Source organism: Anaerococcus jeddahensis (assembly GCF_001182725.1).
In the GTDB taxonomy this organism is placed as follows: domain Bacteria; phylum Bacillota; class Clostridia; order Tissierellales; family Peptoniphilaceae; genus Anaerococcus; species Anaerococcus jeddahensis.
This window is the reverse complement of record NZ_CWHU01000003.1, coordinates 1-26781: the sequence shown is the minus strand read 5'-3', so window position 1 is coordinate 26781 and position 26781 is coordinate 1. Positions and strand designations below refer to the sequence as shown.

Below are 26781 nucleotides of genomic sequence, written 5' to 3'. Positions count from 1 at the left end.
CTTTTTAAATGCTTAAAACTTTAAAAAAACTTACTTATAGTGTAAAATTAGAATAAGAGATTTTAAGAAGTTATAAATAAAAGATATAAAAATTTCGGAGGAGATAATGAAAAAGAGACAAACAATTTTTAGCATAATGCCAAAAGCTTTGATTTTTGGATTAATTTTGGGAATAGGATTTTATTTTTTGTCTGACAAATTGGGTTTAAAAAAATACACAGCTCAGGCTAAAATTCTTACAACTTCAAATGAAAAAATAAAAGAAGATGATAAAACTGCCTACACCTATGCAGAAACTGTAAATTCAAATGCTATTAAAAAAAGAGTTATAGAAAATTTAAAACTTAATATGGAAGCAAGCGAGCTTGATAAAAAAATGCAAATTCAAGCAATTCCAAACACCCATATTTTAAATATTAATGTAGAAGATTCTATAAAGCTTAGGGCTGAAGATATAGCTGATGAATATGCAGAAATTACAGTTTCAGTTATAAATGAGCTTTATAAGGCTGATGCCATAGTAATTGATCACGCTTATCCAAACGGAAGTCTTTTGAAAAATAATGACAAAGATTCTTTTAAAGTTGGACTTGCAGGATTTTTAACTTATATGATTTTTGGATCTTTGGCTTTAACTATTAGAAATTCAAAAATTGATGATGAGAAAATAGTTGAAGAAAAAGAAATAAGAAAAGTAGTTTTTAAAGACGACAATGAAGAAGAAAACTATGAGGATGATTCTTTTGACCAAAGTTTTTATGAAGATGAAGATTTTGAAATGGAAGATCTAGAACCTGTAAAAGAAGAAGAAAACATTGTTGAGCAAGAAGATTTAGAAGAAGTTGACTACGATAATTCTTACAAATACGTTGACAGCATCGAAGAAGATCAAAATTTGGATGATGATTTTAGACTATATCAAAATAAAGAAAATGATAAGGACTATACAATAATTGCAGATATGCCAAAATATGACGATGGTGATTTGAATGTTTAATAAAAATAAAAAAGAAGAGATTGAAAGATCTTTTGTATCCTTAAAAAATAAATTTTTAAGAATTAGTCATAAAAATTCTCTAGTTCAATTTGTATCATCAAACGAGAGAATAAATAAGTCCTCACTTATACTAAATTTGGCAAGGAAATTGGTAAAGGATAATTACAAGGTTATAATCATTGAGGCAGACTTTAGAAATCCAAGGATGGGAGATTTGTGTGATATTGATTTTGATAGGGGATTTTATGATATTTTAGACCAAGAAAAACCTTATGAAAATTTTATAGTAAAAGACCATTTCCAAAAAAATCTTGATTTAATTCTTGCCCCAAGTCAAAAAGATGATAGCCAAAATATCCTAGCCTATGATAGGATAAAGGCGATTTTTGATTCATTAAGAGAAAAATATGATTTTATATTTTTGGATACAGCTTCTAATGAAAAATACGACGATGCAAATTTTTATCCAAGCCTTGCTGATTCAGTAATAGTTTTGGCAGGAAAAAAAGATTTTAGGAAGAAAAAATTAAATGCATCACTAAGAAAGCTTGAAAATGTAAATGCAAAAATTTCTGGAATTATAACAACAGATAATTAAGGAGAAAAAATGAAAAAGAAAATTTTATTAATACTGGCCCTATCTCTTAGTCTTACAGCTTGTTCAAAGGAAAAATACATCTCTCAAAGACATCCTGAAGATAACAAACAATCAAACCCAGTTTCAACAAAAATAGATATTAAAGAAAAAAAATCAAATGACAACGCGTCAAACGCAAGTCTAAAAACTGTTGAGAAAAAAGAAGACAACAAAAAAGAAACAAAAGAAAATAAAGAAAATAAGAATACAACAGAAAATAAAAATACACAAGAAAATCCTCAACAAGCCTACGGAGTATTTACTGTAGGAGATATTTCAAATATAAGAAGAGAAATGAATACAGATTCAGAAATAGTAGCAACAATCCAACCAGGAACCCAAGTCGAAAGATCAGAAATTGTAGGAGAATGGTCAAAAGTAAGCTATGGTGAATATGAAGGATATATTTTGACAGAACTTTTAGAAGATGTTCAATAAAAATTAGCTTGGTTTTAACCAGGCTCAGACTGTTGACATACTAAAAAATTTTCCATTTCGACCGAGTGCAACGAGCGGAGAAATCTCATGAGATCTCTCCATGCGTTCGTTTCACTCACTTAGTCGAGATGGGTTTTAGCGTAATTTTATTTTTAAATCATTAATGAATTATTAAACTGACTTTGTCTACGTTCTGAGCTTGGTTTTAACCAGGCTTTTTTTTATTTGAAAAATATAAAAAAATAAATAATTATAAATTAAATTTTATCAGGAAAATACTTTAATTTTTTAAAATTTAATGATATATTAAATAAGAAGAAGTTTATATTATAGTAAAAAAATTTGTAGCCAAGCTGCAAGTTTTTTTAAATTGTGAATAAATTTGATAAAGCTTATCAAATTATTCGAAAAAATCAGGAGGAGATATGGCTTATAAAGATTATCTGGTAAAAAAGGATGAGGCCAAGGATTTATTTGAAATCCTAAAATCCAAATACACAATTTTTGCCCCAAAAAGAATCACAAGAGGCGGAAGATATTGTGATATGGATACAATAATGTATGAAAACATAAAAAGTTTTGATGAGCTTGAGTACAAAGAAAAATCTACATATTCAGCCAAGGAAGCTCTCCTTCCAATGACTGAGAACTTATTTTATTTTACTGAAGACGATTATACAGAAACTAAAAATCCATACAAAAAAGAAGTTTTGGTTTTTGCAAGAGCTTGTGACATAAATGCTATAAAATATTTGGACGATATGTTTGTGAAAAACGGACCTTTCGAAGATATGTTTTATTTAAGAAGAAAAAATAAAGTTCACTATGCTCTTTTGGAATGTCAAGAAGACCTTGATAGAAATTGTTTTTGCGTATCATGTGGTGCAAATAAAACCGAAGATTTTACTTATGCCTTTAGATTTAATGATGATGGATCTATAAAAGTAAAAACAGAAGATGATTTAGATCTATCAAAATTTTCAAATGAAGAATTTGATTTATTATTCCCAGAAGAAAATAAATTAAAGGTAAATTTCCCAGAAATAAAAGATAATGAAGAAGCAAATAAAATTGCAAACTCAGATATTTGGAAAGAATATAATTCAAGATGTATAGGATGTGGATCTTGTACAACTTCTTGTTCAACTTGTACCTGTTTTACAACAAAAGATATTACCTACACTCTTAACAGACGTGTTGGTGAAAGAAGAAGAACAAATGCATCTTGCATGACAAAAGATTTTGATCTTGTTGCAGGCGGAGGACATTTTAGAAATCAAATCAAGGAAAGATATAGGTATAAAATAATGCACAAAATTTATGCTCACAACAAAAGATTTGAAGATGGTCCAATGTGTGTAGGATGTGGTAGATGTTCAGCTCATTGTCCACAATTAATTTCTTATCCAGAAACAATTAATAAGGTTAATAAGGAACTTGAGAAAATTAGAAGTGAGGTAAAATAATGGAAAAAAATGAAATAAAAAGATCAAATAATGATTATTTAAATTATGTTTTACCAAAATCTTATGAAATTTTGGATATCAAAAAACACACAAAAACTGAATGGACTTTCAAAGTTGCTTTTGACAAAGAAGTTAAACCTGGACAATTTTTGCAAGTCTCACTTGCAAAGATAGGGGAAGCTCCAATTTCTGTTTCAGGAATGGGAGAAGGTTTTGTTGAAATGACAATTAGAAATGTTGGAGAAGTTACATCAAAACTTTTTGAATCAACTCCTGGAGATAGTATTTTTCTAAGAGGACCTTATGGAAACGGATGGCCAATTGAAAAATTAAAAGGAAAAAATGTGGTAGTAGTTGCAGGGGGAACAGGAGTAAGCCCTGTAAAAGGATTGATAGAACACATAAAAGAAAATCCAAATGAATTTGAAAATTTACATTTGATTCTAGGTTTTAAAAATCATGATTCTGTTTTATTTAAAGAAAATTTGGATGATTGGAAAAATCAAGAAAAAATCAGCACTGTTTATTCATTGGACAATGAAGAAAAAGAAGGGTTTAAAAAAGGAATGGTTACAGCCTTTATACCAGATTTACCTATAAAATCTTTTGAAGATAATTATGCGGTTGTTATGGTAGGTCCTCCAATTATGATGAAATTTACATCACTTGCCTTGATAAAAGAAGGCGTTACAGAAGATAAGATTTGGACAAGTTTCGAAAGAAAAATGTCTTGTGCAGTTGGGAAATGTGGACATTGTAGGATAAATGAAACTTATGTATGTCTTGATGGACCAGTTTTCCCATACACAATTGCAAAAGACTTACTAGATTAAGGAGATAATATGACATTAGATATAGATGTAGCAAAAGTTAGAAATAATTGTTATCGTCAATCCAAAATTCCTGGAGAATTTTTACTACAATTAAGATCTCCTGGAGCTTTGGTAGATGCAAAATGGTTAGAAATGGTACAAATGATTTGTCAAAAATATGGAGACGGAAATTTTCATTTTGGTACAAGACAAACTTTCAACATTACAGGAATAAAATACGAAGATATACCAAAAGTAAATGAAATTATAAGACCATATATAGAAGAAATCGAAGGCAGTCGTGATGTAGAAATTGTATACAATGACCAAGGATATCCATACATAGGACCAAGAAATATTATGGCATGCATTGGAGGAAGACATTGTATAAAGGCTGCCCAAAATACTCAAAGGCTTGCAGATAAATTAGAAAAAATAATTTATGAATCACCTTACCAAATAAAAATCGCAGTAACAGGATGTCCAAATGACTGTGTAAAAGCACATTTTACAGACTTTGGATTTATTGGAGTAACAAAACCAATCTATGATATAGATCGTTGTATAGGATGTGGAGCTTGCGTTGATAGGTGTAAGGCTGTTGCAACAAGAGTTTTATCACTAAACGATCAAGGAAAAGTTGATAAAGATCCATGTTGTTGTGTTGGTTGTGGAGAATGTGTAACAAGATGCCCAAATTCTGCATGGAGAAGACCAGATAGACAAATGTGGAATGTAATAATTGGTGGAAGAACTGGAAAGCAATATCCAAGAATGGGTCAAATGTTCGCAAGATGGATGGATGAAGATACAGTAATTCAAATGATGAAAAATTGGAAAGATTTCTCAGCCTATGTTTTAGATAACAAACCAGTTTACATGCACGGTGGACATTTAATAGACAGAGTAGGTTTTCCAACTTTCAAAAAAATGATGTTAAAAGATGTCGACTTAAATCCAGAATGCTTAATAGCTGACAGAATAAATTGGACAGAAAAAGAATATAGATCTTCAATAAATGTAATGAAAGTAGAAGATCACAAAACTGCAAAATAAGGAGCTTATATGAGATCACAATTTCAACCAAAAGATTTACTAGAAACCCTAGTAAAATTAGAACAAAATGGTCAAAAATTTTACCAAGAAATGGCAAAAAAATTCTCAGATGATAAAAAAAATAAGGAATTTTTTGAATTTTTAGCAGAACAAGAAACTCACCACGAAGCACTTTACAAAAGTTTGTCTGAAAAAATAGACAAGAATCAAGAAATTGATAAGGAATACGATGATGAGTACAAGGCTTACATCCAATCAATGATAGATCAAATATTTAATTTTGATTCATCAAATGTTGGAGATGATCCAATAGATATCTATAGATTTTCTATAGGAATTGAAAAAGATACGATTCTTTTTATTAAAGAAGTAAGAACAATAGTTCCAGATTTTGAACCAGAATTAATCGATAGAGTTGAGGTAGAAGAAAGAGGCCACATCAAATTAATTCACCAATGGTACAATGATTTTATAAAATAATAAAATAAGACCCATTTCGAAAGAATAAAATTTTTAAAATATTCGCCCGAAATGGGTGTTTTTTATTTATAAAGAAATAAAAAGCTTGACAGTTTTTAACTGTTAATGTACACTATGAACAGTAGGAGGAATAAATGGATATTAAGATCAAATACTCGAGTAAAGATCCCATATATTTACAAATAAAAAATCAAATAAGAGATGCAATTTTAAATGATGAGATAGAAAAAGACAAAGCCCTTCCTTCTATTAGACTTTTGGCAAAAGAGCTTAGAGTCAGTGTAGCTACAACGAAAAGGGCTTATGATGAACTTGAAAAAGATGGACTTATTAATTCTGTTCCTGGAAAAGGAAATTTTGTAAAAGATCAAAATCCGGAATTAATCAGGGAAAAATTTTTAATAAAAATTGAAGACCATATAAAAGAAATCATCAAATTATCTAAACTTGCAGGAATTTCAAAAAAAGAAATTATTTCTCTTATAGATATATTGGAGGAAGAAGATGAATGATATATTAAAAATAAAAAGCCTTAGCAAATCTTTGAATGATTTTTATCTTGGACCTTTGGATTTAAATATCAAGAGAGGATCTATTGTAGGATATATTGGAGAAAATGGAGCTGGAAAATCTACTACGATCAAATTGATTTTGGGTGATATGAAAAAGGATTCCGGTGAAATTTATATTTTTGGCAAAAAAATTGAAGATTTGACTGAGGATGAAAAGAAAAAAATTGCCTTTGTTTTTGAGGATTTTTTCTTTCCCCAAGAGCTTAATATTAAAGAAGTAGAAAAATTTCACTCCATGTATTATGGAAATTATTGGGAAAAAGAAACTTTTGAAAGGCTTTTAAAAAGATTTAATCTTCCAGAAAAAAAGAAAATTTCTACTTTTTCAAGGGGAATGAAGATGAAATTGTCTTTGATTTTGGCTTTAAGTCATAAGGCAGAGCTTTTGATTTTGGATGAGGCGACAAGCGGACTTGATCCTGTGGCAAGGGATGATATTTTGGATATACTTTTAGAATTTATCCAAGATGAAAACAAGAGCATTATGATTTCGTCTCATATTTTGTCAGATTTGGAAAAAATTGCGGATGAAATTGCCTTTTTACATAGGGGAAAGCTAATTTTTATGGAAAATAAGGATAAATTAAAGGAAGATTATGGTCTAGTTTCTCTTTCAAAAGAAGAATTTGAAAGTCTTGATAAAAATTCCATAATCGCAGTTAGAGATCATAAATTTGGGAAAGAATGTTTGGTTAAAAAAGAATTAATTCCTCAAAATCTTGAAGTGGAAAATGTTAGTATAGAGGAAATTATGGTCTATATGATAAAGGAGAAATACAATGAAAGCCTTGATATATAAAGATTTGATTTCGATAAAAAATGCTTTGCTTTTACAATTTGTAATAATAGTTGGCTTGGGGATTTATTTTTACAAAGAAAATCAATTGGTTTTAATTCCCTTATTTTTTATCCTAGTTCCAGTAATACTTTTGGGAATGGTCTTTGGAATGGATAACCAATATTCTACAAATAAATATTTGATTTCAAGTGGGATTTCTAGGAAAAAAATAGTTATTTCAAGGTATATGATAATTTTATTTATGTCACTTTTTGCAATAGGTCTATCCTTTGTAGTTGGATTTGATAAAAATCCACTTACAAAAGAAATTCCTTTAATTTTGATTTTATCAGCCCTATTTTTTATAACAAGCATAGTTGGAGTTGTTGAACTTCCCTTGATGTATAAATTTGGGGCAGAAAAAGCGAGACTTGTTTTTGTAATCTTATACTTTATAGTATTTGCATTTTTCTCAACTGTTTCATCAAACAAAGAATGGCTTTTGGAATATATAAATAAGGGCTTGACTATGAACAAAACTCTTCTAGCCTTATTAATCTTTATTTTAACAATAATAATACATGCACTTTCAGTTTTTTCTTCAATTAAAATTTTTGAAAATAAAGAACTTTAAGGATTTTATTAAATAAATAAAAATAAGAATCCTTTAGACTATTTTAAAAATTGTCCGAGAATTCTTATTTTATTACTTTTAAATTTTATATCAGCTTATCAAGAGATAGAATTAAAAGCATTGAAATTCCGTCAATAATACATATAGTCATAATGTAAAAGAAATTTCCCTAATTTTAAGGAGAAAAAATGGATTATATTTATAAATTTGACACGGATATGGGTTTTGAGCAAACCGATATTTCTAGTTTTTATGATGTTATAGAAGATGATGATTTTTATTTGATGTATTTGGGCAAGGCGAGTTTTATTGAATTTGCAAAGACATATGATTTGGACGATGCAATAATTGACTTGCTTTTGTCAGAAACTGCAAAAAAATCTTATATGGCTGTTGAAGATAATTATACCTTTGCAATTTTAGAATTGCTTGATATAATGGGAAATCTTGAAACTTCAGATCTTATAGGATTTTATATAGAAAATAATAGGCTTATAATTGTTGATTTGTACGACAGAGACCAATCGACGACTGAGGCTTTTAGGAAAATGCTAACAAAGAAATTTTCAGCAAGATCTCCAGGAAGACTTTTGAAATATTTCATTACAGCCTTGGTAAATAACCACACAAGGATTTTTGATCAAATTAAAAATTCAACAGCAGCTGTGGAAGATGCGATAATAAAAAATAAAAGAACCAGAGATAGCATAGAAATAATTTCTGATAACAGGCACAAGGCCCTAAATTTGTATGCATCCTACGAGAGGCTTCTCGATACCTTGGAAGTTTTAATGGAAAATGAAAATGAAATTTTCGATGATGATGATATAAAACACCTAAAATCAGTTTTGTTTAGAGTTGAAAGATATTCTTCAAATATTTCCTACCTAAGCGGATACATTACAAATGTAAAAGATTCCTACACATCAAAAATGGACCTTTCCATGAATAATACAATGAAGGTTTTGACGGTAGTAACAACAATTTTCACACCAATTACAATAATAACAGGCTGGTACGGAATGAATTTTGAAAATATGCCAGAATTAAAATGGGATTTTGGCTACATGTATGTTATTGGAATTTCTTTGATTAGTGTAATTTTAGGATATTTATTATTTAGAAGATTTGATAGGTGAAAAGAAAGCTAAGATTCGTGTATTTTTAATATCTAAATTTTATCGATAAAAAAACTAAATAGCAACCCATCTCGAGCGAATGAAATGAGTCTAGAGATTTCGGGGATGGATAGGAATTTAAAGATAAAGCAAATAAAAGAGATCTCTCGACTGCGCTCGAGATGGGTTAGATTTTTATTTACGTTAATTTCTAAAGAATAGATTTTAATTATATTTATAATAAAATTTGTTTGGTTATAGATAAGTTAATATTTTTATTTTAATAGATTATTTCAAATTAATTTAGTTTGGACTAAATTATTAACTGGCAGGATTAAACATTTAAACTTTAGCCAAAATCAAATAAAGCAAAAATCCATCTCGATTGAGCGAAGCGAGTGGAGAGATATCATGGAATAGGTTAAATTTAAAGATAAAAAAACTAAATAGAATTATCAACCAATCATTAAAATCTAAACTTTAGACATAAAATAAATCAACCAAAAACCCATCTCGACCGAGCGAAGTGAGTGGAGAGATCTCATGGGAAAAATAAATACCAGAGCTAATTTATTTCTAACTCTGGTATTATTATAACTTTATGGGTCTTTTTATTATAGACCTCTTTTTCTTATATATAATTATTAGTCAACAGCTACCATAACGTTGCTTGCTTTAATTACTGCATAAGCCTCTTTGCCTTTTTCAAGGCCAAGTTCTTTTATAGCGTTGTTTGTAATTGATGATGTTATTATGGTTCCGTTTCCGATATCGATTTTAACAATTCCATTAACTGCACCTTCAACAACTTCTACAACTTTTCCTTTAATTGTATTTCTAGCTGAAATTTTCATAATTTCCTCCTTAATCTTTATTTTCCAAGTTATTATACCCTAAATTTCTAATATAAAACTTTTTTAAATTTTATGGACCAAATTTAAAAAAGGTCTAATATTTAGAAAGAAAAATTAGAATAAAAAATTCGATTCCTAGGGATAGGAAAGAAAAAAATACCAGAGTTATTTATTTTTAACTCTGGTATTAGGTACAAATTTATGGTGAGTTTAAAATTTTTGCTTTTTATTTTTATCCTTGTAGCCCGTCTGCTTGTCTTTGCATATTTTCAACAACTACATCAAAAATATCTCCGATTGATTGAGCGTATTCTAATATTTCCCAAGGTTTATTTGTGTGAAAGTGGATTTTTATTAAATCTTCATCTCCCACTGCAAGTAGGCTATCTCCTTCAAAATTTTCTGTTATGTGATCGAAAATTTCGTCTTCGTCTAAATCTTCTCCTGCTATTAAAAGCTGGGTGTCAAATTTAAATTCTATTTTTTCTGCCATTTTTTTCTCCTAACTATTTTTCAATAAATTTCTTTTTAATTCTTCTTCAAGACGGCCAAGTTCATTTTTGGCATCTTCTCTGTTTTTCTTTCCTTCGATTTGGATTGTCCTTACTTCATCAATCGCCTCGATTAGTCTATCGTTTGTGTATTTTATTGTATCAAGGTCTATTATACCACGTTCGGTTGCCCTTGCTGTGTCGATTGTATTTTGTTTTAATTTGTCGGCGTTTGATTTTAACAAATCATTTGTAAGATTTGTTACGGCTTCTTGGGCACGGATTGCTTGTTCGGTGTGGCTCATGCCAAGAGCTAGGACCATTTGATTTTTCCAAAGTGGAATTGTATTTACAATTGTTGTTTGGATTTTTTCTGCCATAATTGAGTTTGATGATTGAACCATCCTAATTTGTGGGGCCATTTGCATTGAAACCATTCTGGTTAAATCTAAATCGTGCAATTTTTTCTCAAACCTGTTGGCTTGGGCCTTCATATCATTTGCTTTTTGGGCATCCATTGGGAGGTTTGAAATTCTTGCTGTATTTTCAAGAGCTGGTATGTCTTCTTCAAAAGTTCTTTTGAGTTTTCTATTTCCAGCTTCTATATACATAGAAAGTTCCTTGTAATAATCCTCGTTTAATTCATACATTTGATCAAGCAAGGAAATATCTTTTAATAGGGTTATTTGATGGTTGTCCAAGGCTTTGGCAATTTCGTCTATATTTTTTTCAGTTGATTGGTATTTTAATTTCATAGTTTCAAGCTTTGATTTTTGCTTTTTGAAAAATCCAAACATGCCGCTATCGTCTTGGTCCATTGTTTTTATTTCTGTAACAACCTTATCCAAAAGACCCCCAACTTCTCCAAGGTCCTTATTTTTTACTGTATTCAAAGTTTTTTCTGAGAAATTTGAAATCTTTTTTTGGGCTCCAACTCCGTATTGAAGAATTATATTTGAATCTTCAAGGTCAATTTTTTGTGAGAAATCGTCGATTTGCTTTTCTTCTTCTGGAGAAAATTTAATTGACTGATCAATTTGAATTTTTTCCTTGTATTGGACGGATTTTAATTCTACTTCTTCATTTTCTCCGTCTAATCTTAATTTAATATCACTCATTTTTGCTCCAATCTTTTTCTAGATAGCCTTCTTGGTTTAATAAAATTTTCATCGTTTCTATATCAGTTTTTATATCCATTGTCTTATCTTCCATAAGTTCCAATTGGATTTTTCCAAAAGCCTCGTTGATTGTTTCTATGGAAGATTCAATTTCTAAAAGAGAATTTTTAATTTTTGGATCGTTTGATTCCATAACTTCATATTCTGTGTAGGCGTCGATTAATTTTACGGTTGTTGGCAAATAATAATCCATAAATTTGTCCAAAGCATAGGCTTTTTCCGGATATCTTTTTATGATATTTACAATATTTTCAATTGTTTTTTTAATCTCTATTACTTTTTCAAGAAAAGACCTAGATTTTATCCTTGAAATATCAAGATTTATAGAATTTATTTCCTTGCTTGAAATCTTTATTATATTTTCTGCCTTTTCAATGTTTACATCCTTGTGGGCATCTTTTTCTATTTGTTTATTTTCTTCATAGGACAAATTTGGCATTTGATTTTTTTGGTCTTTGTATAATTTGAAAGTTGGAATATCAAGTAAAAATAATGAATCATTTTCTACAATTCTTGCTTGCTTAAAATATCCCTTATTCATCATATACATTAGCTCTTTTATTGTATCTTTTTCAGTTTTTTGAACTGATGATGCCAAATCTCTTATGGCAATTACAGTATTATGGCCAAGCTCTCTTAAAAATCTAGTGTAATCTTTTGAAATTGAATTAATTTCTTTTGCCCTTTTCCAAGAATAAACTCCTAAAACTCCAAAAACTACAGCCACAATTAAATTTGATAACATATCAGGATCACCGTCAATAAAGGAAAGGCCGCTTGCAAAAGTTACAATGAAGGAAAAAATAGCTCCAGCTTTCAAAAAGCCAGCCTTAGATTTTTCTGGTAAATTTTGGGCACAAACTTGGGGATTTTTGGTTTGAAGGACAGGCTTATTATTCGGCCTATAATTTACAAAGGCCATAGTCTTATCAATAAAATTATCCAAACTATTTTTTAATTTTTCACTTATATCAGAAAAATCCATGTCAGAAATAGCTTTATTTAGGCTATTTTCCAAAGATTTTTCATTTTCTTTATCAAAATTTGTCATACTCACTCCTTAATAAAATTATACCCGAAAGCTTGTAAACTTAAATTATATTTAACATTTACTTAATAAAAATATTTAAAAATTAAATAAATTAAAAATAAAATTAGGATATTTAAGAATCTAAATCTATAATTTTATCAAAATAATTTTCATTTTCCCTTATTTTTTCTCTATTTCCAAAAACTGTAAGATTGTTTTTGTCCAAAATATTTTTGTAATCATCTTTCAAATTTCTTATATCATCTAAGCTAGCATTTTTTATATCAAGAAGTTTTTCTTCAAGCTCTTTATAAGAAAATCCTTGCAAATATCTTAAAAAATCCAAAGAAGTCTTGGCTTGAAGAGATTGAGGCTTTAAATATGAACCCATTTTTGAAATTTTTTGGTTTTTCAAATCATTTGGATAAAGATTTAAATTTTCCAAAATCTCAGGGATTTTTTTATAATTTTCAACAGTGTTTTTTATGTGAGGGTCTCTGTAAGAATAGGTCCCAATATTTCCATACTTATCAACCATAAGACCTGCCCCGTAGGCTCCGCCTTTTGCACGAATTAAATCGTGAAGGTAGGGATTTGAAATAATTGATGAAGAAAGGGCCAAAAGATTTAATTTTTTATCAGAAAATTCTTTTAAATCTCCTCCCACAGACACATAATTTACATTTGCATCAGATAAAATTCCTTCTTTGTAATAAGACTTTTGAAAATCAATTTGAGCTTTTTCTTTTTCTGTTTTCTCAAGGTTTGAAAATTCTTTTTTTATATAAGCCTTAGCTTTTTTATAATCTTCATTTGAACCTGTAATATTTATATAAAGATTTTTTGAAAAAATTTGTCCATACAAATCTTCTAATTTCTCCTTGAAACTATTGAAATCTTCCTCTACATTTTTGGAAATTTTCTTTATAAATTCAAAATATCTAAAGCCATTTAGCTCATCTTTGATGTATGAAAGTTTATCAAAATGTGAAAAAGAACGGGTTAGGGCAAGGCTGTGACCGGAATCATACATGTTCATTTCAAACAAGGCCTTAATTTGTTTTAAAATATCCTTAATTCTTTTTTCATCATCAAAAACAGATTCATTCATAATCTCTTTTATAAGAAGTAGGGATTTTTCGTACCTATCAATAGTAGTTTTAAAGGAAATTTTTAAATAATTATTTATTTCCCCATCCTTGTTTTTTATATTTTGAACAGTGAAATTAAGTCCTGCCATATTTATTGGGATTAAATCATCCAATTTTTGGTAGGAATGATCTTTTGTATCAATTGATCCCAAAAAATCTGAAATCAGGCAAAGATATTTGAGATTTTCAAGGCCCATGTGATTTACGTCAAAGAAAAATTCATTGTAAATCATACCAGCACTGTCAAGGTCGTGGTAGATAAATTTGAAATTATCATCCTCGATTTTTCTTGGAACTTTTTCGATATCAAGGTCTACATCGCTAATTTCAAGAGTTGGAATACTAGCCTTCTCTTCTTTCGAATCTTCTTTTTCTTGGAAGGCTTTTAATTTTTCTTCCTTTTTCTTTAATGTATCAACTTCTTCATCTGATAGGGATTTTTTCAAATATTCCAAATCCTGGTCGATTTTTTCTTCAATATTTTTGAAATAATCCTTATCAGGCTTTGCTACAAGAACTAATTTAGTCTTGTTCTTAATAAAATATTTCCTAACTTGTTTTTCAAAATAATCAGTTTCAATCAAATCACCCAATTCGTTTATATAGTCAATCAAATTTAGGCTATCAAAAATTTCATTGTCCAAATTATGCATGAGTATATATTCAATTCCCTTTGAGGCTGAATTTATTTGATCTCTTTGGGAAAAATCAAAAAGGGCGTGGGCAGCTCTTAGGGAATCTTTTGGAATATGGTTGGCATAATTTTCAAGCTCTTCTTCAATTATTTCAATGAATTTATCCAAATTTTCAAAAGAAGTTCCTTGGGCTGTAATTTGAATTGAAGATCTTTGACCATAGCCCGTCCTTGCATAAAAACTTTCAGGGGAAATTTCCTTGTAAATTCTTTGGGAAATTTCAGAAGAATCTGAATTAAAAAGGGCAATTGATAAGATTGCATTTGCAAGTTGATCTTTTATATCTGCTCTTTCGTTAGTTAAAAATGAGTAGGTAAGGTAGGATTTGTTTTTATCTTCATTATTTGATTGAAAAGATGTAAAAATTGGCTTTTCATAATAATTTTCACTAACTCTACAATCAGCTACAATTTCTTTTTTCTCATAATGGGATAAGTATTCTTCATCAAGATTTTTTAAATATTTCCCAATATCCATATCTCCATAATAAAAAATTTCTGCGTTTGATGGGTGATAAAATCTTTTATAAAAATCCAAAAATTCCTCGTAGGTTAATTTTGAAATATCATAAGGATTTCCACCTGAAACATATTGGTAGCAGGAGTTTTTATAAAGATATTTATTTATTTCATTTATAATTATGGTGTCAGGATTTGTAATAGCTCCCTTCATTTCATTGTAGACAACTCCCGATACAGAAAATTCTCCATTTTCATCAATTTTTATGGATTTTCCCTCTTGTAAGAAAATTTCTTCCTTATTTAAAACTCTTGGATTAAAAACTGCATCCAAGTAAACATCTTGAAGGTTGAAAAAGTCCTTGTCATTTTCACTTGCAACAGGATAAACAGTTTTATCAGGATAGGTCATGGCATTTAAAAAAGTTTGAAGACTTGAAGAGATCATATCCATAAAAGGTTCTTTGGTCCTATATTTTTTTGAACCATTTAAAACAGAATGTTCCAAAATATGGGAAATTCCCTTGGAAGATTCTGGTGGAGTTTTAAAAGCAATTGCAAAAGTTTTGTTTTTGTCATCAGTTTTTATATAATTAATTCTTGCTCCAGATTTTTTGTGTTCATACAAAAAAACATCAAGACCAAGATTTTCATATTTTTTATTTTTAATTAAAATATATTTTTCCATTAATAAATCCTTTCATTATCTTTATTACTACAACTATACTCTTAAAAAAATTTTATCTCATTAATAGAAAAAATGATTTAAAAAAATATTTAATAAATTTAGAAAAATAGTGTAGAATTAGATTAGGTTTATAAAATAAATCAATTTAATTTAAGGAGGGAAGTAAATGATAGGTATTATACTGGCAAGTCACGGCGAATTTGCCCAAGGTATAAGACAATCTGGTGAAATGATTTTTGGAGAACAAGAAAAACTCGAAACAGCTGTTCTCTTGCCTTCTATGGGTCCTGATGATTTAAGAAAAGACCTTGAAGAAAAAATCAAAAAACTTGATTGTGAAGAGATCCTTTTCTTGGTTGATCTTTGGGGCGGAACACCTTTTAATCAAGTTTCAGCTCTTATGGATGGAAACGAAGAAAAGTGGGCAGTTCTTACCGGACTAAATTTACCCATGCTAATTGAGGCACTTGGCTCAAGATTAATGGAAGAAAAATCACACGATCTTGCAAAATTATTATTAGAGCCTGCCAAAGAAGGAGTAAAAACTAAACCAGAATCCTTGATGGACGACTACAATAAGTCAAATGCAAAAGATGAATCAAAAGAAAATCTTCCAAAACACACTGGATCAATTCCAGAAGGAACTGTAATTGGAGATGGAAAAATTGATGTTGTTCTCGCAAGGATTGATACAAGATTACTTCATGGACAAGTTGCAACAAGTTGGACAAAAGCAACAAATCCGTCAAGAATTATTGTTGTAAGTGACAATGTAAGTGAGGATGCTTTGCGTAAGTCAATGATAATGGAGGCTGCTCCTCCAGGAGTAAAGGCTCACGTTGTGCCAATATGGAAAATGGCAGAGATTTTCAAAGATCCACGTTTTGGAGATACAAGGGCGATGTTATTATTTGAAACACCACAAGATGCCCTAGAATTAATCGAAAAAGGTGCAGATTTAAAAGAAATAAATCTTGGATCTATGGCTCACTCACAAGGAAAGGCCTATGTAACTTCTACAGTTTCAATGGGCAAGGAAGATGTTGAAACTTTTGAAAAATTACTCGATAAGGGAATAAAAATCGATGTAAGAAAAGTTCCAGCAAATCAGCCTGAAAATTTTACAAATATTATGAAAAAAGCAAAATCAGAACTTGGTTTGGCTTAAGGAGGAATTATGTCAGCAATTAGTATTATTTTAATTGTTATAGTTGCTCTACTTGCAGGTATGGAAGGAATCCTAGACCAATTCCAATTTCACCAACCAATCGTGGCTTGTACTTTGATTGGACTTGTAAGTGGACATTTAAAAGAAGGAATTATGCTTGGTGGAGCGCTTCAAATGATTGCTCTTGGTTGGGCAAATGTAGGTGCAGCAGTAGCACCAGATGCAGCCCTAGCATCAGTAGCAAGTGCAATTATCATGGTTTTAGCTCTTCAAGATGGAACAGGAAATGTAAATAACGCAATAAACACATCAATTGCAGTTGCAATTCCACTTTCAGTAGCAGGTCTATTTTTGACAATGATAGCAAGAACTTTATCAATTCCAATAGTTCACGGAATGGATGCAGCAGCAGAAGAAGGAAATTTCAGAAAAATTGAAGTTCTTCATATGCTTGCAGTTTTAATGCAAGGACTTAGAATTGCTGTTCCTGCAGCAGCACTTTGCTTTGTTTCACCACAAGTTGTAACAGGAGTTTTAAATTCTATGCCAGATTGGTTAAAGCATGGTATGGAAGTAGGTGGAGGAATGGTTGCAGCAGTAGGTTATGCAATGGTAATTAATATGATGAGCACAAAAGAAACCTGGCCATTTTTTGCCATTGGTTTTGCAGTTGCAGCAATCCCACAAATAACCCTAATAGGACTAGGTGTTTTAGGATTCTCATTTGCACTTATCTATTTAAAACTTAAAGAATCATCTTCATCAAATGGATCAGCAAATACTGGAGATCCACTTGGCGATATTATAAATGATTATTAGGAGGAAATATGACTGAAGTAAATGAAAAAAGAATAGAATTATCAAGATCTGATAGGATAAAAGTATTTAATCGTCATCAACTCCTACAAGGTTCTTGGAATTATGAACGTATGCAAAACGGTGGTTGGTGTTATTCAATAATTCCTGCTATCAAAAAATTATACAAATCAGAAGAAGATAGAAAAGCTGCTTTAAAAAGACACTTAGAGTTTTATAATACCCACCCATATCTTTCAAGCCCAGTAATGGGAGTTACCCTTGCTATGGAAGAAGAAAGAGCAAATGGTGCTCCAATTGATGATAAAACAATAAACTCAGTAAAAGTAGGGATGATGGGACCTTTGGCAGGTGTTGGAGATCCAGTTTTCTGGTTTACAGCAAGACCAATTATTGGAGCTTTAGGTGCATCAATGGCTTTAACAGGAAATATAATCGGACCAATTTTATTTTTTGTAGTTTGGAATATTATAAGAATGTTATTTGAGTGGAAAACTCAAGAATTTGGTTACAAGGTAGGAAATGAAATAACCAAAGACTTATCTGGTGGACTTTTGGGAAAAGTTACCTTGGTTGCATCAATTGTAGGTATGTTTATAGTTGGAGCTTTGGTACAAAGATGGGTAAATGTAACATTTACAGTAAATGTATCAGAAGTAACCCAACAAGCAGGTTCATTTATTGATTGGAATTCTCTATCAAGTGGAAGCAAGGGACTTCAAGAAGCCTTCAAACTTTACGATCAATTAGGTTCAGCTGGACTTGACCAAGTAAAAGTTACAACCCTACAAGATAACTTAAACCAATTAATACCAGGACTTGTTCCAATGTTATTAACACTTGGAATTTGTAAATTACTAAAGAAAAATGTATCACCAATCGCTATAATCGTAGCCCTATTTATAATAGGAATAATTGCATCTGTACTTGGAATTATGTAATGGTTCAAAGCCAAAACAAAAAAGTAGATTTATCCATTAAGGCGAGATGCCTTAATGGATTTACCTCAGATGGAAATATAATGATAGGCGATGAGGCCTTTGAATTTTATAATGAAAAAAATATTGATGACTACGTACAAATTCCCTACAAGGAAATTTCTTTTGTGAGTGCATCGGTTATATTTGGCAAAAAAATATCTAGATTTGCAATTCACACCAAAGAAAACGGAAATTTTATTTTTACGACCAAGGACAATAAAAAAACCTTGCGAGCTTTAAATAATTATATAGATTCAAATAAATTAAGAAGGTCCTTATCATTTTTTGAAGTAATTAAAAGAGGATTTAAAAATTTAATAAAAAAATAGGCTCAGATTTTCTGGGTCTCAGACTGTTAACAAACTAAAAAACATCCATTTCGAGCGAACGTAGTGAGTCGAGAAATCTCACGAGATCTCTCCGTGCGTTCGTTTCACTCACACTAAAACACGTTTGCTTTGCAAACTTCTTCGTGATTTCTCACTTAGTTTTAGGGATTATTGTGCCAAATCAAGGCACAATAATCTAGTCGAGATGGGTTAATATTAATTTAATTCTAAATCACTAATAATTCTTAATAATTAGACTTTGTCTACGCTCTGAGGCTCAGATTTTCTGGGTCTTTTTTTGTAGAAAATTTTAATTTGCTATGATTTTTTAGAATAAATTTTAACAATAAAAACTTTTTCACCAAAAAAATCTGACTTCTTTATAAAAATTTATAAGTTAAATTTAATAAATTGGGTATATAAATATACATAGAATGAAAAAATGTTTTCATCGACAAAACGGAGGTTATTTTATTATGAAAGATTATAAAACAAACAAATTGAGGAACTTAGCTTTAGTAGGGCATTCAGGAGCAGGGAAAACTTCCTTGACCGAATCTTTACTATATTTTACAAAGGCTATTGATAGGGTTGGAAAGGTAGAAAACGGAAATACTGTATCTGACTATGAAAAACAAGAAATCAAAAGAAAAATTTCAATTCAAACTTCAATAGTTCCTGTGGAATATAAAGATTACAAGGTAAACTTTATCGATGCTCCTGGATTTTTTGACTTTGAAGGAGAGGTATTAAACGCTCTTAGAGCAAGCGAGTCAGCTTTGTTTGTAATTGATGGAGAAAATGGAATTGAAGTAGGGACTGAAAAGTATTGGAAATATACTGAAAATATTTCTTTGCCAAGAATTATTTTTCTTAATAAATTAGACAAAGAAAATGCTAATTTCAACCAAGTAGTTAGTGACCTACACATAGATTTCTCCAAAAAAATAATCCCACTAACCTTAACCCTTGGTGAAGGCGAAAATTTTGAAGGTTTGATCGATGTTATAGATAAAAAAGCTTTTAAATATGTTGACGGAAAGGCCGAAGAGGTTGAAATACCTGAAATTAGACTTGAAGAAGTAAATGCAGTTTATGAGGAAATCCAAGAAGTTGTTGCTGAAAGCGATGATGAACTTATGGATAAATATTTCTCTGGTGAAAGTTTCACTGAAGAGGAATTTAAAGAAGGATTTAGAAAAGCAATTATTAATGGTAGTGCAGTTCCTCTTGTTGGAGGAAGTTTGGATAAAAAAATTGGTCTTGATTTATTGATGGATATTATTACAAAATATATGCCATCTCCAGACCACGCTGAAGCTAATATTGGATTTAGAGTTAAAGATGAGTATGAAGCTTTTGATGTAAAAGAAGATGCGCCTTTTTCTGCTGTTGTTTTTAAAACAATCGCTGACCCATTTTTGGGTAAAATTTCAATTTTTAAGGTTTTATCTGGAGCTATCAAAAAAGACCAAACTTTCTATGATATAAGTAAGGACAAGGAATTAAAGGCTTCAAATATATTCTACTTAAGAGGAAAAGAACAATTTAAAACTGAAAAAGTTGTTGCTGGAGATATTGGGGCATTTTCTAAACAAGAAAGTCTTCAAACTGGAGATTCTTTGTGCACAAAGGAAAATCTTATTGAATATAAGAAAATTAAATATCCAAAACCTGTTTTATATTATGCAATTGAGGCTGAAAGTAAAAACGATGAGGATAAAATCTCAGCTGCTTTGAAGAAATTATCTGAAGAAGATCCTACTTTTGAGGATAGAAGAGATGCTGAAACTAAGCAAGAAGTTTTGGCAGGACTTGGCAATGTTCAACTTGAAGTTTTGATGGATAAATTAAAAGAAAATTATTCTGTTAATACTAAAGTTGTTGACCTAAAGATTCCTTACAGAGAAACTATTAAGGGTAAATCTGATGTTCAAGGTAAACACAAAAAACAATCTGGTGGTGCTGGTCAATATGGTGATGTTTTTATTAGATTTGAACCATGTGATGAAGAATTTATTTTCGAGGAAGAAGTATTTGGTGGAGCAGTTCCTAAAAACTACTTCCCAGCTGTAGAAAAAGGTCTAAAAGATTCTATGGACGAGGGTCCTCTTGCAGGATACAAGGTTGTTGGAATAAAGGCTACTTTATATGATGGATCTTACCACCCAGTAGATTCAAACGAACAAGCTTTCAAATCTGCTGCAAGACTAGCTTTCAAAAAAGGAATTGTTGAAGCAAAACCAATTCTACTTGAACCTATAATGAAACTTGAAATTAGTGTTGATGACAAGTACATGGGCGATGTTATGGGAGATATGAACAAAAGACGTGGAAAAATTTTGGGCATGGAACCACAAGAAGACGGCTCACAAATAATTTCTGCTCTTGCTCCAGAAAGTGAAGTTTTAAAATATTCAATAGATTTAAGATCAATGACACAAGCTCGTGGATCTTTCTCAATGGAATTTGAAAAATATGAAGAAGTTCCAAAGGAATTAACAGAAAAAATAATTGAGGCTAACAAGAAAGAATAAAATAAGTGGTAAAAAATATATAGAAAAGGGGCAAATAATGAAAGATTGGAAGATTTTGGAAATTGATCCTTGGATTAAGGATTATAAAAATGATATAGATCTTAGGATGGATGAATACAAAAAACAAAAGGCTAGACTTTTGAAAAAAGGCGAAAAGTTAAAAGATTTTGCCAATGCCCACGAATATTATGGCTTTCACAAGGTGAAAACTGGTTGGATTTACAGGGAATGGGCCCCAAATGCTAAAGGACTTTACCTAATTGGAGATTTTAATAATTGGGATAGACATGCTCATCCTCTTAAAAAAATCAATGATGAAGATTGGGAAGTTTTTATAAAGGGCATTAGGACCATTCCTCATAAGTCAAGACTAAAAGTCATGGTTGACTATGGCGATAGTTTCCAAGATAGGATTCCTCTTTTTGCAAGAAGGGTAGAAAGAGATGAAAATCTTGAATTTTCTGCAATCTTAGAAAATCCTAGGAAAAAATTTAAGTGGACTGACGAAAAATTTAAAATTAAAAACCAAGACCTTCTAATCTATGAGGCTCATATTGGTATGGCGGAAGAAAAAGAAGAGGTTGGATCTTACAAAGATTTTGAAAAAAATATTCTTCCAAGAATTAAAAAAGAAGGATACAACACAATTCAACTTATGGCTATAGCTGAACATCCATATTATGGATCTTTTGGCTATCAAGTTTCAAATTTCTTTGCCCCATCTTCATGGTATGGAGAAAATGATGATTTAAAATCCTTGATAAACAAGGCTCACGAAATGGGTCTAAATGTAATAATGGATTTAGTTCATTCACATGCAGTGAAAAATACTATTGAGGGAATAAATCTTTTTGATGGAACAGAATACCAATTTTTCCATGAAGGAGATGAAGGAAACCATCCTGATTGGGATTCAAAATTGTTTGATTATCACAAACCTGGTGTATGCCATTTTCTTCTTTCAAATATAAAATATTGGCTAGATGAATTCCACTTTGATGGATTTAGATTTGATGGTGTAACTTCCATGATTTATAAAAATCACGGTAGAGGCGAAAATTTTGACAACTATTCAAAATATTTTTCTATGAATACTGATATTGAAGCTATAAACTACCTTCAACTTGCCAATGAACTTATTAGGGAAGTTAAGAAAAATGCCATAACCATTGCTGAAGATATGTCAGCTATGCCTGGAATGTGTCTTCCAATAAAAGATGGAGGAATTGGTTTTGATTATAGACTTGCCATGGGCATTCCAGATTTTTGGGAAAAAGCTTTGAAAAAACGTGACGAAGATTGGGATATGGGAAGAATGTGGTATGAACTTTCAACCTATAGGCCTGAAGAAAAAAGAATTTCTTATGTAGAAAGTCACGACCAAGCTCTTGTTGGATCAAAAACTACGATTTTTAGGCTAGCAGATTCTGCTATGTATTGGGATATGGAAAAGAAAACCCACAACATTGTAATTGATAGGGCTATTGCCCTTCACAAAATGATAAGATGGGTTACAATTTCAATGGGAGCTGAAGGATATTTGAACTTTATGGGCAATGAATTTGGCCATCCTGAATGGATAGATTTTCCTCGTGAAGGAAATAATTATTCCTTCCATTATGCAAGACGTTTGTGGTCTTTGGCAGATAATGACCTATTAAAATATGATTGGTTCTTAAAATGGGATGGAAAAATGCTTGATCAAATCACAAAAAACAAGCAATTAGGAAATGATATTTTTAGGCTCTGGCTTGATAATGACAGAAAAGTTATAGCCTACAGAAATAAGGATATAGTTTATATTTTCAATTTCCACCCACAAAATTCCTACGATTCTTTCCAAGTGCCAATCCACGATAAGGGAAAATTTAAGGTGATTCTTGATACAGATGATGAAGAATTTGGTGGACTTGGTAGGATTTCAAAAGAATTTATTTACGAATCTAAAAATTTAGAAAATACTGACTACGATGGAATTGAAATTTATATCCCATCAAGAACAGCCCTTGCTTTAAAGAAGGTAGATTAATGAGAATACTTGCTCTTGGAGATTCCTTTACCCAAGGGTATCTTGTAGAATGCAGTAATTACACCCGCTTTTTAACTAAAGCGGGTTTTGAAGTTATAAATTTTGGCATAAATGGTTCTACAACAGATGATATGGTTAAAAGGTATGAAAAAAATAAAAACAAATACGATAAAATTGATTATTTAATAATTTTTGGTGGATCAAATGACTTTTTGAATGGTGAAAGTGTGAATCTTGCATATTCAAATGTCAAAAGTATACTAGATTTATCGGATGCCAGAAAAAATATTATAATTATTCCGCCCCTAATTGAGGAGGAAGAGGCCTATCCAATCTATGGATATGTAAATGAAAAATTAAATGATTTTGCCCAAAAACTTTTAAAATTAGATTCTTTAATAGTTGACGGAAGAAAAATAGAGCCATCCTACCTAGATGGTCTTCATATGGGCAAAATTTTTCACCAAAAACTTGCCGATGAAATTATAAAACTAATAGAGGGGGATTAGATGAACGAATTAGAAGATATAGAAAAAATTGACAAGATGGTAGAAAAAAGCTCGCTTTTACCAGAATTTTTGAGAAACAAACTCGCTATAAATATAATTTCTGTTTTAATTGTCTTGGTTTTATGTTTTGTTGCCCTTAAATTAGTTCATAAGATAATAAGGAAATTTTTAAATAGTAACAAAAATAAATTAAAGAGAAATCCGGCGAAATTAGAAACCCTATCAAGAATTTTTTATTCTATAATAAGGATAATAATAATTTTTATTGCAATAACCATGATTTTGGATATGTTTGGAATAAACACATCAAGCCTAATAGCTACAGCTGGAATAGGTGGTATCGCCATTGCTCTTGGAGCCCAAACCGTGATAGCAGATTTTGTAAAAGGGGTTTTGATAATTTTTGACGATAAACTAAGAGTTGGAGAATGGGTTGTCTGTTCGGGAGTTGAAGGAACTGTAGAAGAAGTAAATCTTAGAATTACAAAAATTAGAGATTACAACGGATCTCTTCACATAATTCCAAACTCAAACATAACAAATGTTCAAAACTATAACAGGGGAGCCCAAAAAAGTGAGGCATATTTTTGTGTATCAAACGATACAAAACTAGAAGATGTAAAAGAAATGATTGAGGCAGTGTCCCAGAAAATAATAAGTATGCCAAAATATAAAAAAGCCTTTATAGAAGACTTAAGTTTTTTTGAAATAACAGAATTTAAAGATTTCTCCTACAAAGTAAGAGTAACCTCCCTTGTAAAAATGGGAAAACAATGGGAAATTTCAAGAAAAGTAAGAGAGCTAATAAAAATTGAAATGGAAAAAAGAAATATAAAAAGCAGTTTATTAGAAGAGGAAATTTATGAAAAAATATAAATTAAACGACATAGTAAGCCTAAAAAAACCCCACCCATGTGGAGAAAACAAATGGAAAATAGAAAGAATGGGCGCAGACATGAAACTTAGGTGTTTAGGCTGCGACAAATTAGTTTGGCTAAAAAGGACAGACTTTGACAAGAGGGTTAGAAAAATACAAGACAAAAATGGAAAATTTGTATCAATAGTAAACTATAACCCAGAAGACTAGAGGAGAAAAAAGGAATTAATGATAAACGATAAAATAAAAAACGATTATGAAAAAATAATTAACGAAAACTACCAAGAATATAGAAAAGATTTCGAAAAAATACTCGAAAAAAGAAAAGAATACGGGGCAACCTATAAAGAAGAAGAACTTCCTACCTTATATGATGCATATTTTTATGATAAAAAAGATTTTAAACTCTACGATGAAATGATAAATATATTTATGTCCATAGTAGAAAAAGTCACAAAAGAATATGTAGAAAACGAAAATTACAGAAAATTATTCGACCTAGATCCTTTGACAGAAAAATTAATCCTAAAAAATCCAGGCTATGATATCTCGACACCCATAGCAAGATTTGACGTGATGTATGACGGTAAAAAAGACTATAAATTTTGCGAACTTAACACAGACGGCTCATCCGCCATGTTAGAAGATAAATCTTTGGCAGATTTGATGAAAGATACAAAAGCCATAAAAAAATTAAAAGAAAAATACCAAATAGACCACGTTAATCTACTAGAAACACTGGTAGATTCAATAGAAGAATTATATTTTTCAATAAAAGGCAAAAAGGAAAAAATAAACATAGCCATAGTTGACATAATAGAATTTGACAATATAGAATTTCAAACCATAAAAAAACTGTTCAAAAAAAGAGGTCACAATTGTAAAATTGCAAACCTAAAAGATTTAGAAAGAAAAAATAAGGGCCTATATATAGAAGATATGAAAATCGACCTTGTATACAGAAGACTTGTAACAAGTGATCTAATAGAAAATCAAGATATAGGAAAAAATCTGATAGACGCCTATCTAAACGATGAAATAATAAGCATAGGCTCATTTAGGTCAACACTTTTTTACACAAAAGATATATTTAGAATCCTAAGGCTCGAAGAAAGTCAAAAAATCCTATCAGAAAAAGAAAATGAATTTATAAAAAATCACATACCATACACAGAAAAATTAAACTACCAAAAAGACAAAGAAAAATTAATAGAAAACAAGGACAAATATATCCTAAAACCAATCCAAGGTTATGCCTCACACGGAATATACGTAGGAAAAGAACACACAAAAGAAGAATTTAGGAAAATATTAGAAGAAATAAAAAACAAAAACTATATATATCAAGAATACTACACAGTAAAACCCTTAAAATTTATAAAAATGGAAGAAAAAGAAGGGAAATTAGAAAATTTCTCATATGTAACAGGATTATTTGCCTACAATAAAAAATTTATAGCCCCATATATGAGGATAGGAAACAAAGCATTAATAAGCTCAGCAAGAGAATATTACGTAGTAAGTTCCCTAAAAATAAAAGAAAAATAAAAAATAATAAAAATATTTGACAAAAGAAAAAAATAATAATATACTAATATAGCTGTTTAAGACAGCTATATTTTTTTTAACTCGTTCAAGTCAAAGTTGAAAGAAGATTGAGAAAAAAGATTCAAAAAACTTTCAAAAAAAACTTGACAATAAAAATGAACGAGATATAATATAAAAGTCGACACCAGAAAAGCAGTCGAGAAAAGTAAATAAAAAGAAAAATATTTACAAAAAAACTTGACAAGCAATAAAAAAGGTGGTAGACTTTAATAGTCAGCAACAGCTGACACATGAACCTTTAAAAACAAATAAATAATACTACAAAGTTAATTACTTTGAGTAAACCAAACGAAAAATGACAATAGTCAAGATCAAACTTTAAATGAGAGTTTGATCCTGGCTCAGGATAAACGCTGGCGGCGTGCATAACACATGCAAGTCGAACGATGAAACTT

26 protein-coding genes and 1 rRNA gene are annotated in these 26781 nt (G+C 30.3%); 22 read left to right on the top strand and 5 right to left on the bottom strand.

Annotated features, from left to right (window positions below; translation table 11 throughout):
• Positions 1–106 precede the first annotated feature (106 nt).
• The 11 genes from BN2087_RS00605 (at position 107) to BN2087_RS00555 (ending at position 9009) form a co-directional block, all read left to right on the top strand.
• Positions 107–997, top strand: a complete 891-nt coding sequence (locus BN2087_RS00605) for a YveK family protein (RefSeq protein ID WP_049689965.1) — start codon at positions 107–109, stop codon at positions 995–997.
• The gene (locus tag BN2087_RS00600; RefSeq protein ID WP_049689964.1) at positions 990–1595 is read left to right on the top strand and encodes an AAA family ATPase; all 606 of its coding nucleotides are present in this window, start codon (positions 990–992) and stop codon (positions 1593–1595) included. The genes BN2087_RS00605 and BN2087_RS00600 overlap by 8 nt, the downstream gene beginning before the upstream one ends.
• 9 nt (positions 1596–1604) lie before the next feature.
• Positions 1605–2072 carry an SH3 domain-containing protein gene (locus BN2087_RS00595; RefSeq protein WP_049689963.1) on the top strand — a complete coding sequence of 156 codons (468 nt, stop codon included), beginning with the start codon at positions 1605–1607 and terminating at the stop codon, positions 2070–2072.
• 425 nt (positions 2073–2497) lie between these two features.
• Entirely contained in the window at positions 2498–3538 is a 1041-nt protein-coding gene (asrA, locus tag BN2087_RS00590) for an anaerobic sulfite reductase subunit AsrA (RefSeq protein WP_049689962.1), read from the top strand.
• A complete protein-coding gene (gene asrB, locus BN2087_RS00585) occupies positions 3538–4371 on the top strand; it encodes an anaerobic sulfite reductase subunit AsrB (protein WP_049689961.1) in 834 nt (277 codons plus the stop codon). The genes asrA and asrB overlap by 1 nt, the downstream gene beginning before the upstream one ends.
• 9 nt (positions 4372–4380) lie before the next feature.
• Positions 4381–5406 (top strand): sulfite reductase subunit C, encoded by a 1026-nt coding sequence (gene asrC, locus BN2087_RS00580; RefSeq protein ID WP_049689960.1) that lies wholly within the window; start codon positions 4381–4383, stop codon positions 5404–5406.
• Between the two features lie 9 nt (positions 5407–5415).
• Entirely contained in the window at positions 5416–5886 is a 471-nt protein-coding gene (locus BN2087_RS00575) for a ferritin-like domain-containing protein (RefSeq protein ID WP_049689959.1), read from the top strand.
• A gap of 134 nt (positions 5887–6020) precedes the next feature.
• A complete protein-coding gene (locus tag BN2087_RS00570) occupies positions 6021–6398 on the top strand; it encodes a GntR family transcriptional regulator (protein WP_049689958.1) in 378 nt (125 codons plus the stop codon).
• A complete protein-coding gene (locus tag BN2087_RS00565; protein ID WP_049689957.1) occupies positions 6391–7257 on the top strand; it encodes an ABC transporter ATP-binding protein in 867 nt (288 codons plus the stop codon). The genes BN2087_RS00570 and BN2087_RS00565 overlap by 8 nt, the downstream gene beginning before the upstream one ends.
• Positions 7238–7870 carry an ABC-2 transporter permease gene (locus BN2087_RS00560; RefSeq protein WP_049689956.1) on the top strand — a complete coding sequence of 211 codons (633 nt, stop codon included), beginning with the start codon at positions 7238–7240 and terminating at the stop codon, positions 7868–7870. Before BN2087_RS00565 ends, BN2087_RS00560 begins: the two co-directional genes overlap by 20 nt.
• A 188-nt stretch (positions 7871–8058) precedes the next feature.
• Positions 8059–9009, top strand: coding sequence for a magnesium transporter CorA family protein (locus BN2087_RS00555; protein ID WP_049689955.1), 951 nt, complete (start codon positions 8059–8061; stop codon positions 9007–9009).
• A gap of 623 nt (positions 9010–9632) precedes the next feature.
• Here BN2087_RS00555 and BN2087_RS00550 read toward each other — a convergent pair.
• From BN2087_RS00550 to BN2087_RS00530, 5 genes are all read right to left on the bottom strand, one after another.
• Positions 9633–9842: a TOBE domain-containing protein gene (locus BN2087_RS00550; protein WP_019117063.1), complete on the bottom strand. Its 210-nt coding sequence runs from the start codon at positions 9840–9842 to the stop codon at positions 9633–9635.
• A 232-nt stretch (positions 9843–10074) separates the two neighbouring features.
• A complete protein-coding gene (locus BN2087_RS00545; protein ID WP_049689954.1) occupies positions 10075–10335 on the bottom strand; it encodes a kinase to dihydroxyacetone kinase in 261 nt (86 codons plus the stop codon).
• A gap of 9 nt (positions 10336–10344) precedes the next feature.
• Positions 10345–11451, bottom strand: a complete 1107-nt coding sequence (locus BN2087_RS00540; RefSeq protein ID WP_049689953.1) for a toxic anion resistance protein — start codon at positions 11449–11451, stop codon at positions 10345–10347.
• Positions 11444–12562 (bottom strand): 5-bromo-4-chloroindolyl phosphate hydrolysis family protein, encoded by a 1119-nt coding sequence (locus BN2087_RS00535; protein ID WP_049689952.1) that lies wholly within the window; start codon positions 12560–12562, stop codon positions 11444–11446. The genes BN2087_RS00540 and BN2087_RS00535 overlap by 8 nt, the downstream gene beginning before the upstream one ends.
• Before the next feature lie 112 nt (positions 12563–12674).
• Positions 12675–15533: an insulinase family protein gene (locus BN2087_RS00530; RefSeq protein ID WP_049689951.1), complete on the bottom strand. Its 2859-nt coding sequence runs from the start codon at positions 15531–15533 to the stop codon at positions 12675–12677.
• Between the two features lie 166 nt (positions 15534–15699).
• Here BN2087_RS00530 and BN2087_RS00525 point away from each other — a divergent pair, with 166 nt between their 5' ends.
• From BN2087_RS00525 to BN2087_RS00475, 11 genes are all read left to right on the top strand, one after another.
• Positions 15700–16701: a PTS sugar transporter subunit IIB gene (locus BN2087_RS00525; RefSeq protein ID WP_049689950.1), complete on the top strand. Its 1002-nt coding sequence runs from the start codon at positions 15700–15702 to the stop codon at positions 16699–16701.
• A 9-nt stretch (positions 16702–16710) separates the two neighbouring features.
• The gene (locus BN2087_RS00520; protein ID WP_049689949.1) at positions 16711–17520 is read left to right on the top strand and encodes a PTS mannose/fructose/sorbose transporter subunit IIC; all 810 of its coding nucleotides are present in this window, start codon (positions 16711–16713) and stop codon (positions 17518–17520) included.
• A gap of 8 nt (positions 17521–17528) precedes the next feature.
• Positions 17529–18458, top strand: a complete 930-nt coding sequence (locus BN2087_RS00515) for a PTS system mannose/fructose/sorbose family transporter subunit IID (protein ID WP_049689948.1) — start codon at positions 17529–17531, stop codon at positions 18456–18458.
• Positions 18458–18826 carry a DUF956 family protein gene (locus tag BN2087_RS00510; RefSeq protein WP_049689947.1) on the top strand — a complete coding sequence of 123 codons (369 nt, stop codon included), beginning with the start codon at positions 18458–18460 and terminating at the stop codon, positions 18824–18826. The genes BN2087_RS00515 and BN2087_RS00510 overlap by 1 nt, the downstream gene beginning before the upstream one ends.
• Positions 18827–19302: 476 nt before the next feature.
• Positions 19303–21363, top strand: a complete 2061-nt coding sequence (fusA, locus tag BN2087_RS00505; RefSeq protein ID WP_049689946.1) for an elongation factor G — start codon at positions 19303–19305, stop codon at positions 21361–21363.
• 37 nt (positions 21364–21400) lie between these two features.
• Entirely contained in the window at positions 21401–23392 is a 1992-nt protein-coding gene (locus BN2087_RS00500) for an alpha-amylase family glycosyl hydrolase (protein ID WP_049690100.1), read from the top strand.
• On the top strand, positions 23392–23901 hold the full coding sequence (locus BN2087_RS00495) for an SGNH/GDSL hydrolase family protein (protein ID WP_049689945.1): 510 nt from the start codon (positions 23392–23394) through the stop codon (positions 23899–23901). The genes BN2087_RS00500 and BN2087_RS00495 overlap by 1 nt, the downstream gene beginning before the upstream one ends.
• Entirely contained in the window at positions 23902–24777 is an 876-nt protein-coding gene (locus BN2087_RS00490; RefSeq protein ID WP_049689944.1) for a mechanosensitive ion channel family protein, read from the top strand.
• Positions 24764–24988, top strand: a complete 225-nt coding sequence (locus BN2087_RS00485) for a DUF951 domain-containing protein (protein ID WP_049689943.1) — start codon at positions 24764–24766, stop codon at positions 24986–24988. The genes BN2087_RS00490 and BN2087_RS00485 overlap by 14 nt, the downstream gene beginning before the upstream one ends.
• 18 nt (positions 24989–25006) lie before the next feature.
• Entirely contained in the window at positions 25007–26326 is a 1320-nt protein-coding gene (locus BN2087_RS00480) for a glutathionylspermidine synthase family protein (RefSeq protein WP_049689942.1), read from the top strand.
• Between the two features lie 378 nt (positions 26327–26704).
• A 16S ribosomal RNA gene (locus BN2087_RS00475) occupies positions 26705–26781 on the top strand; the annotation flags it as partial.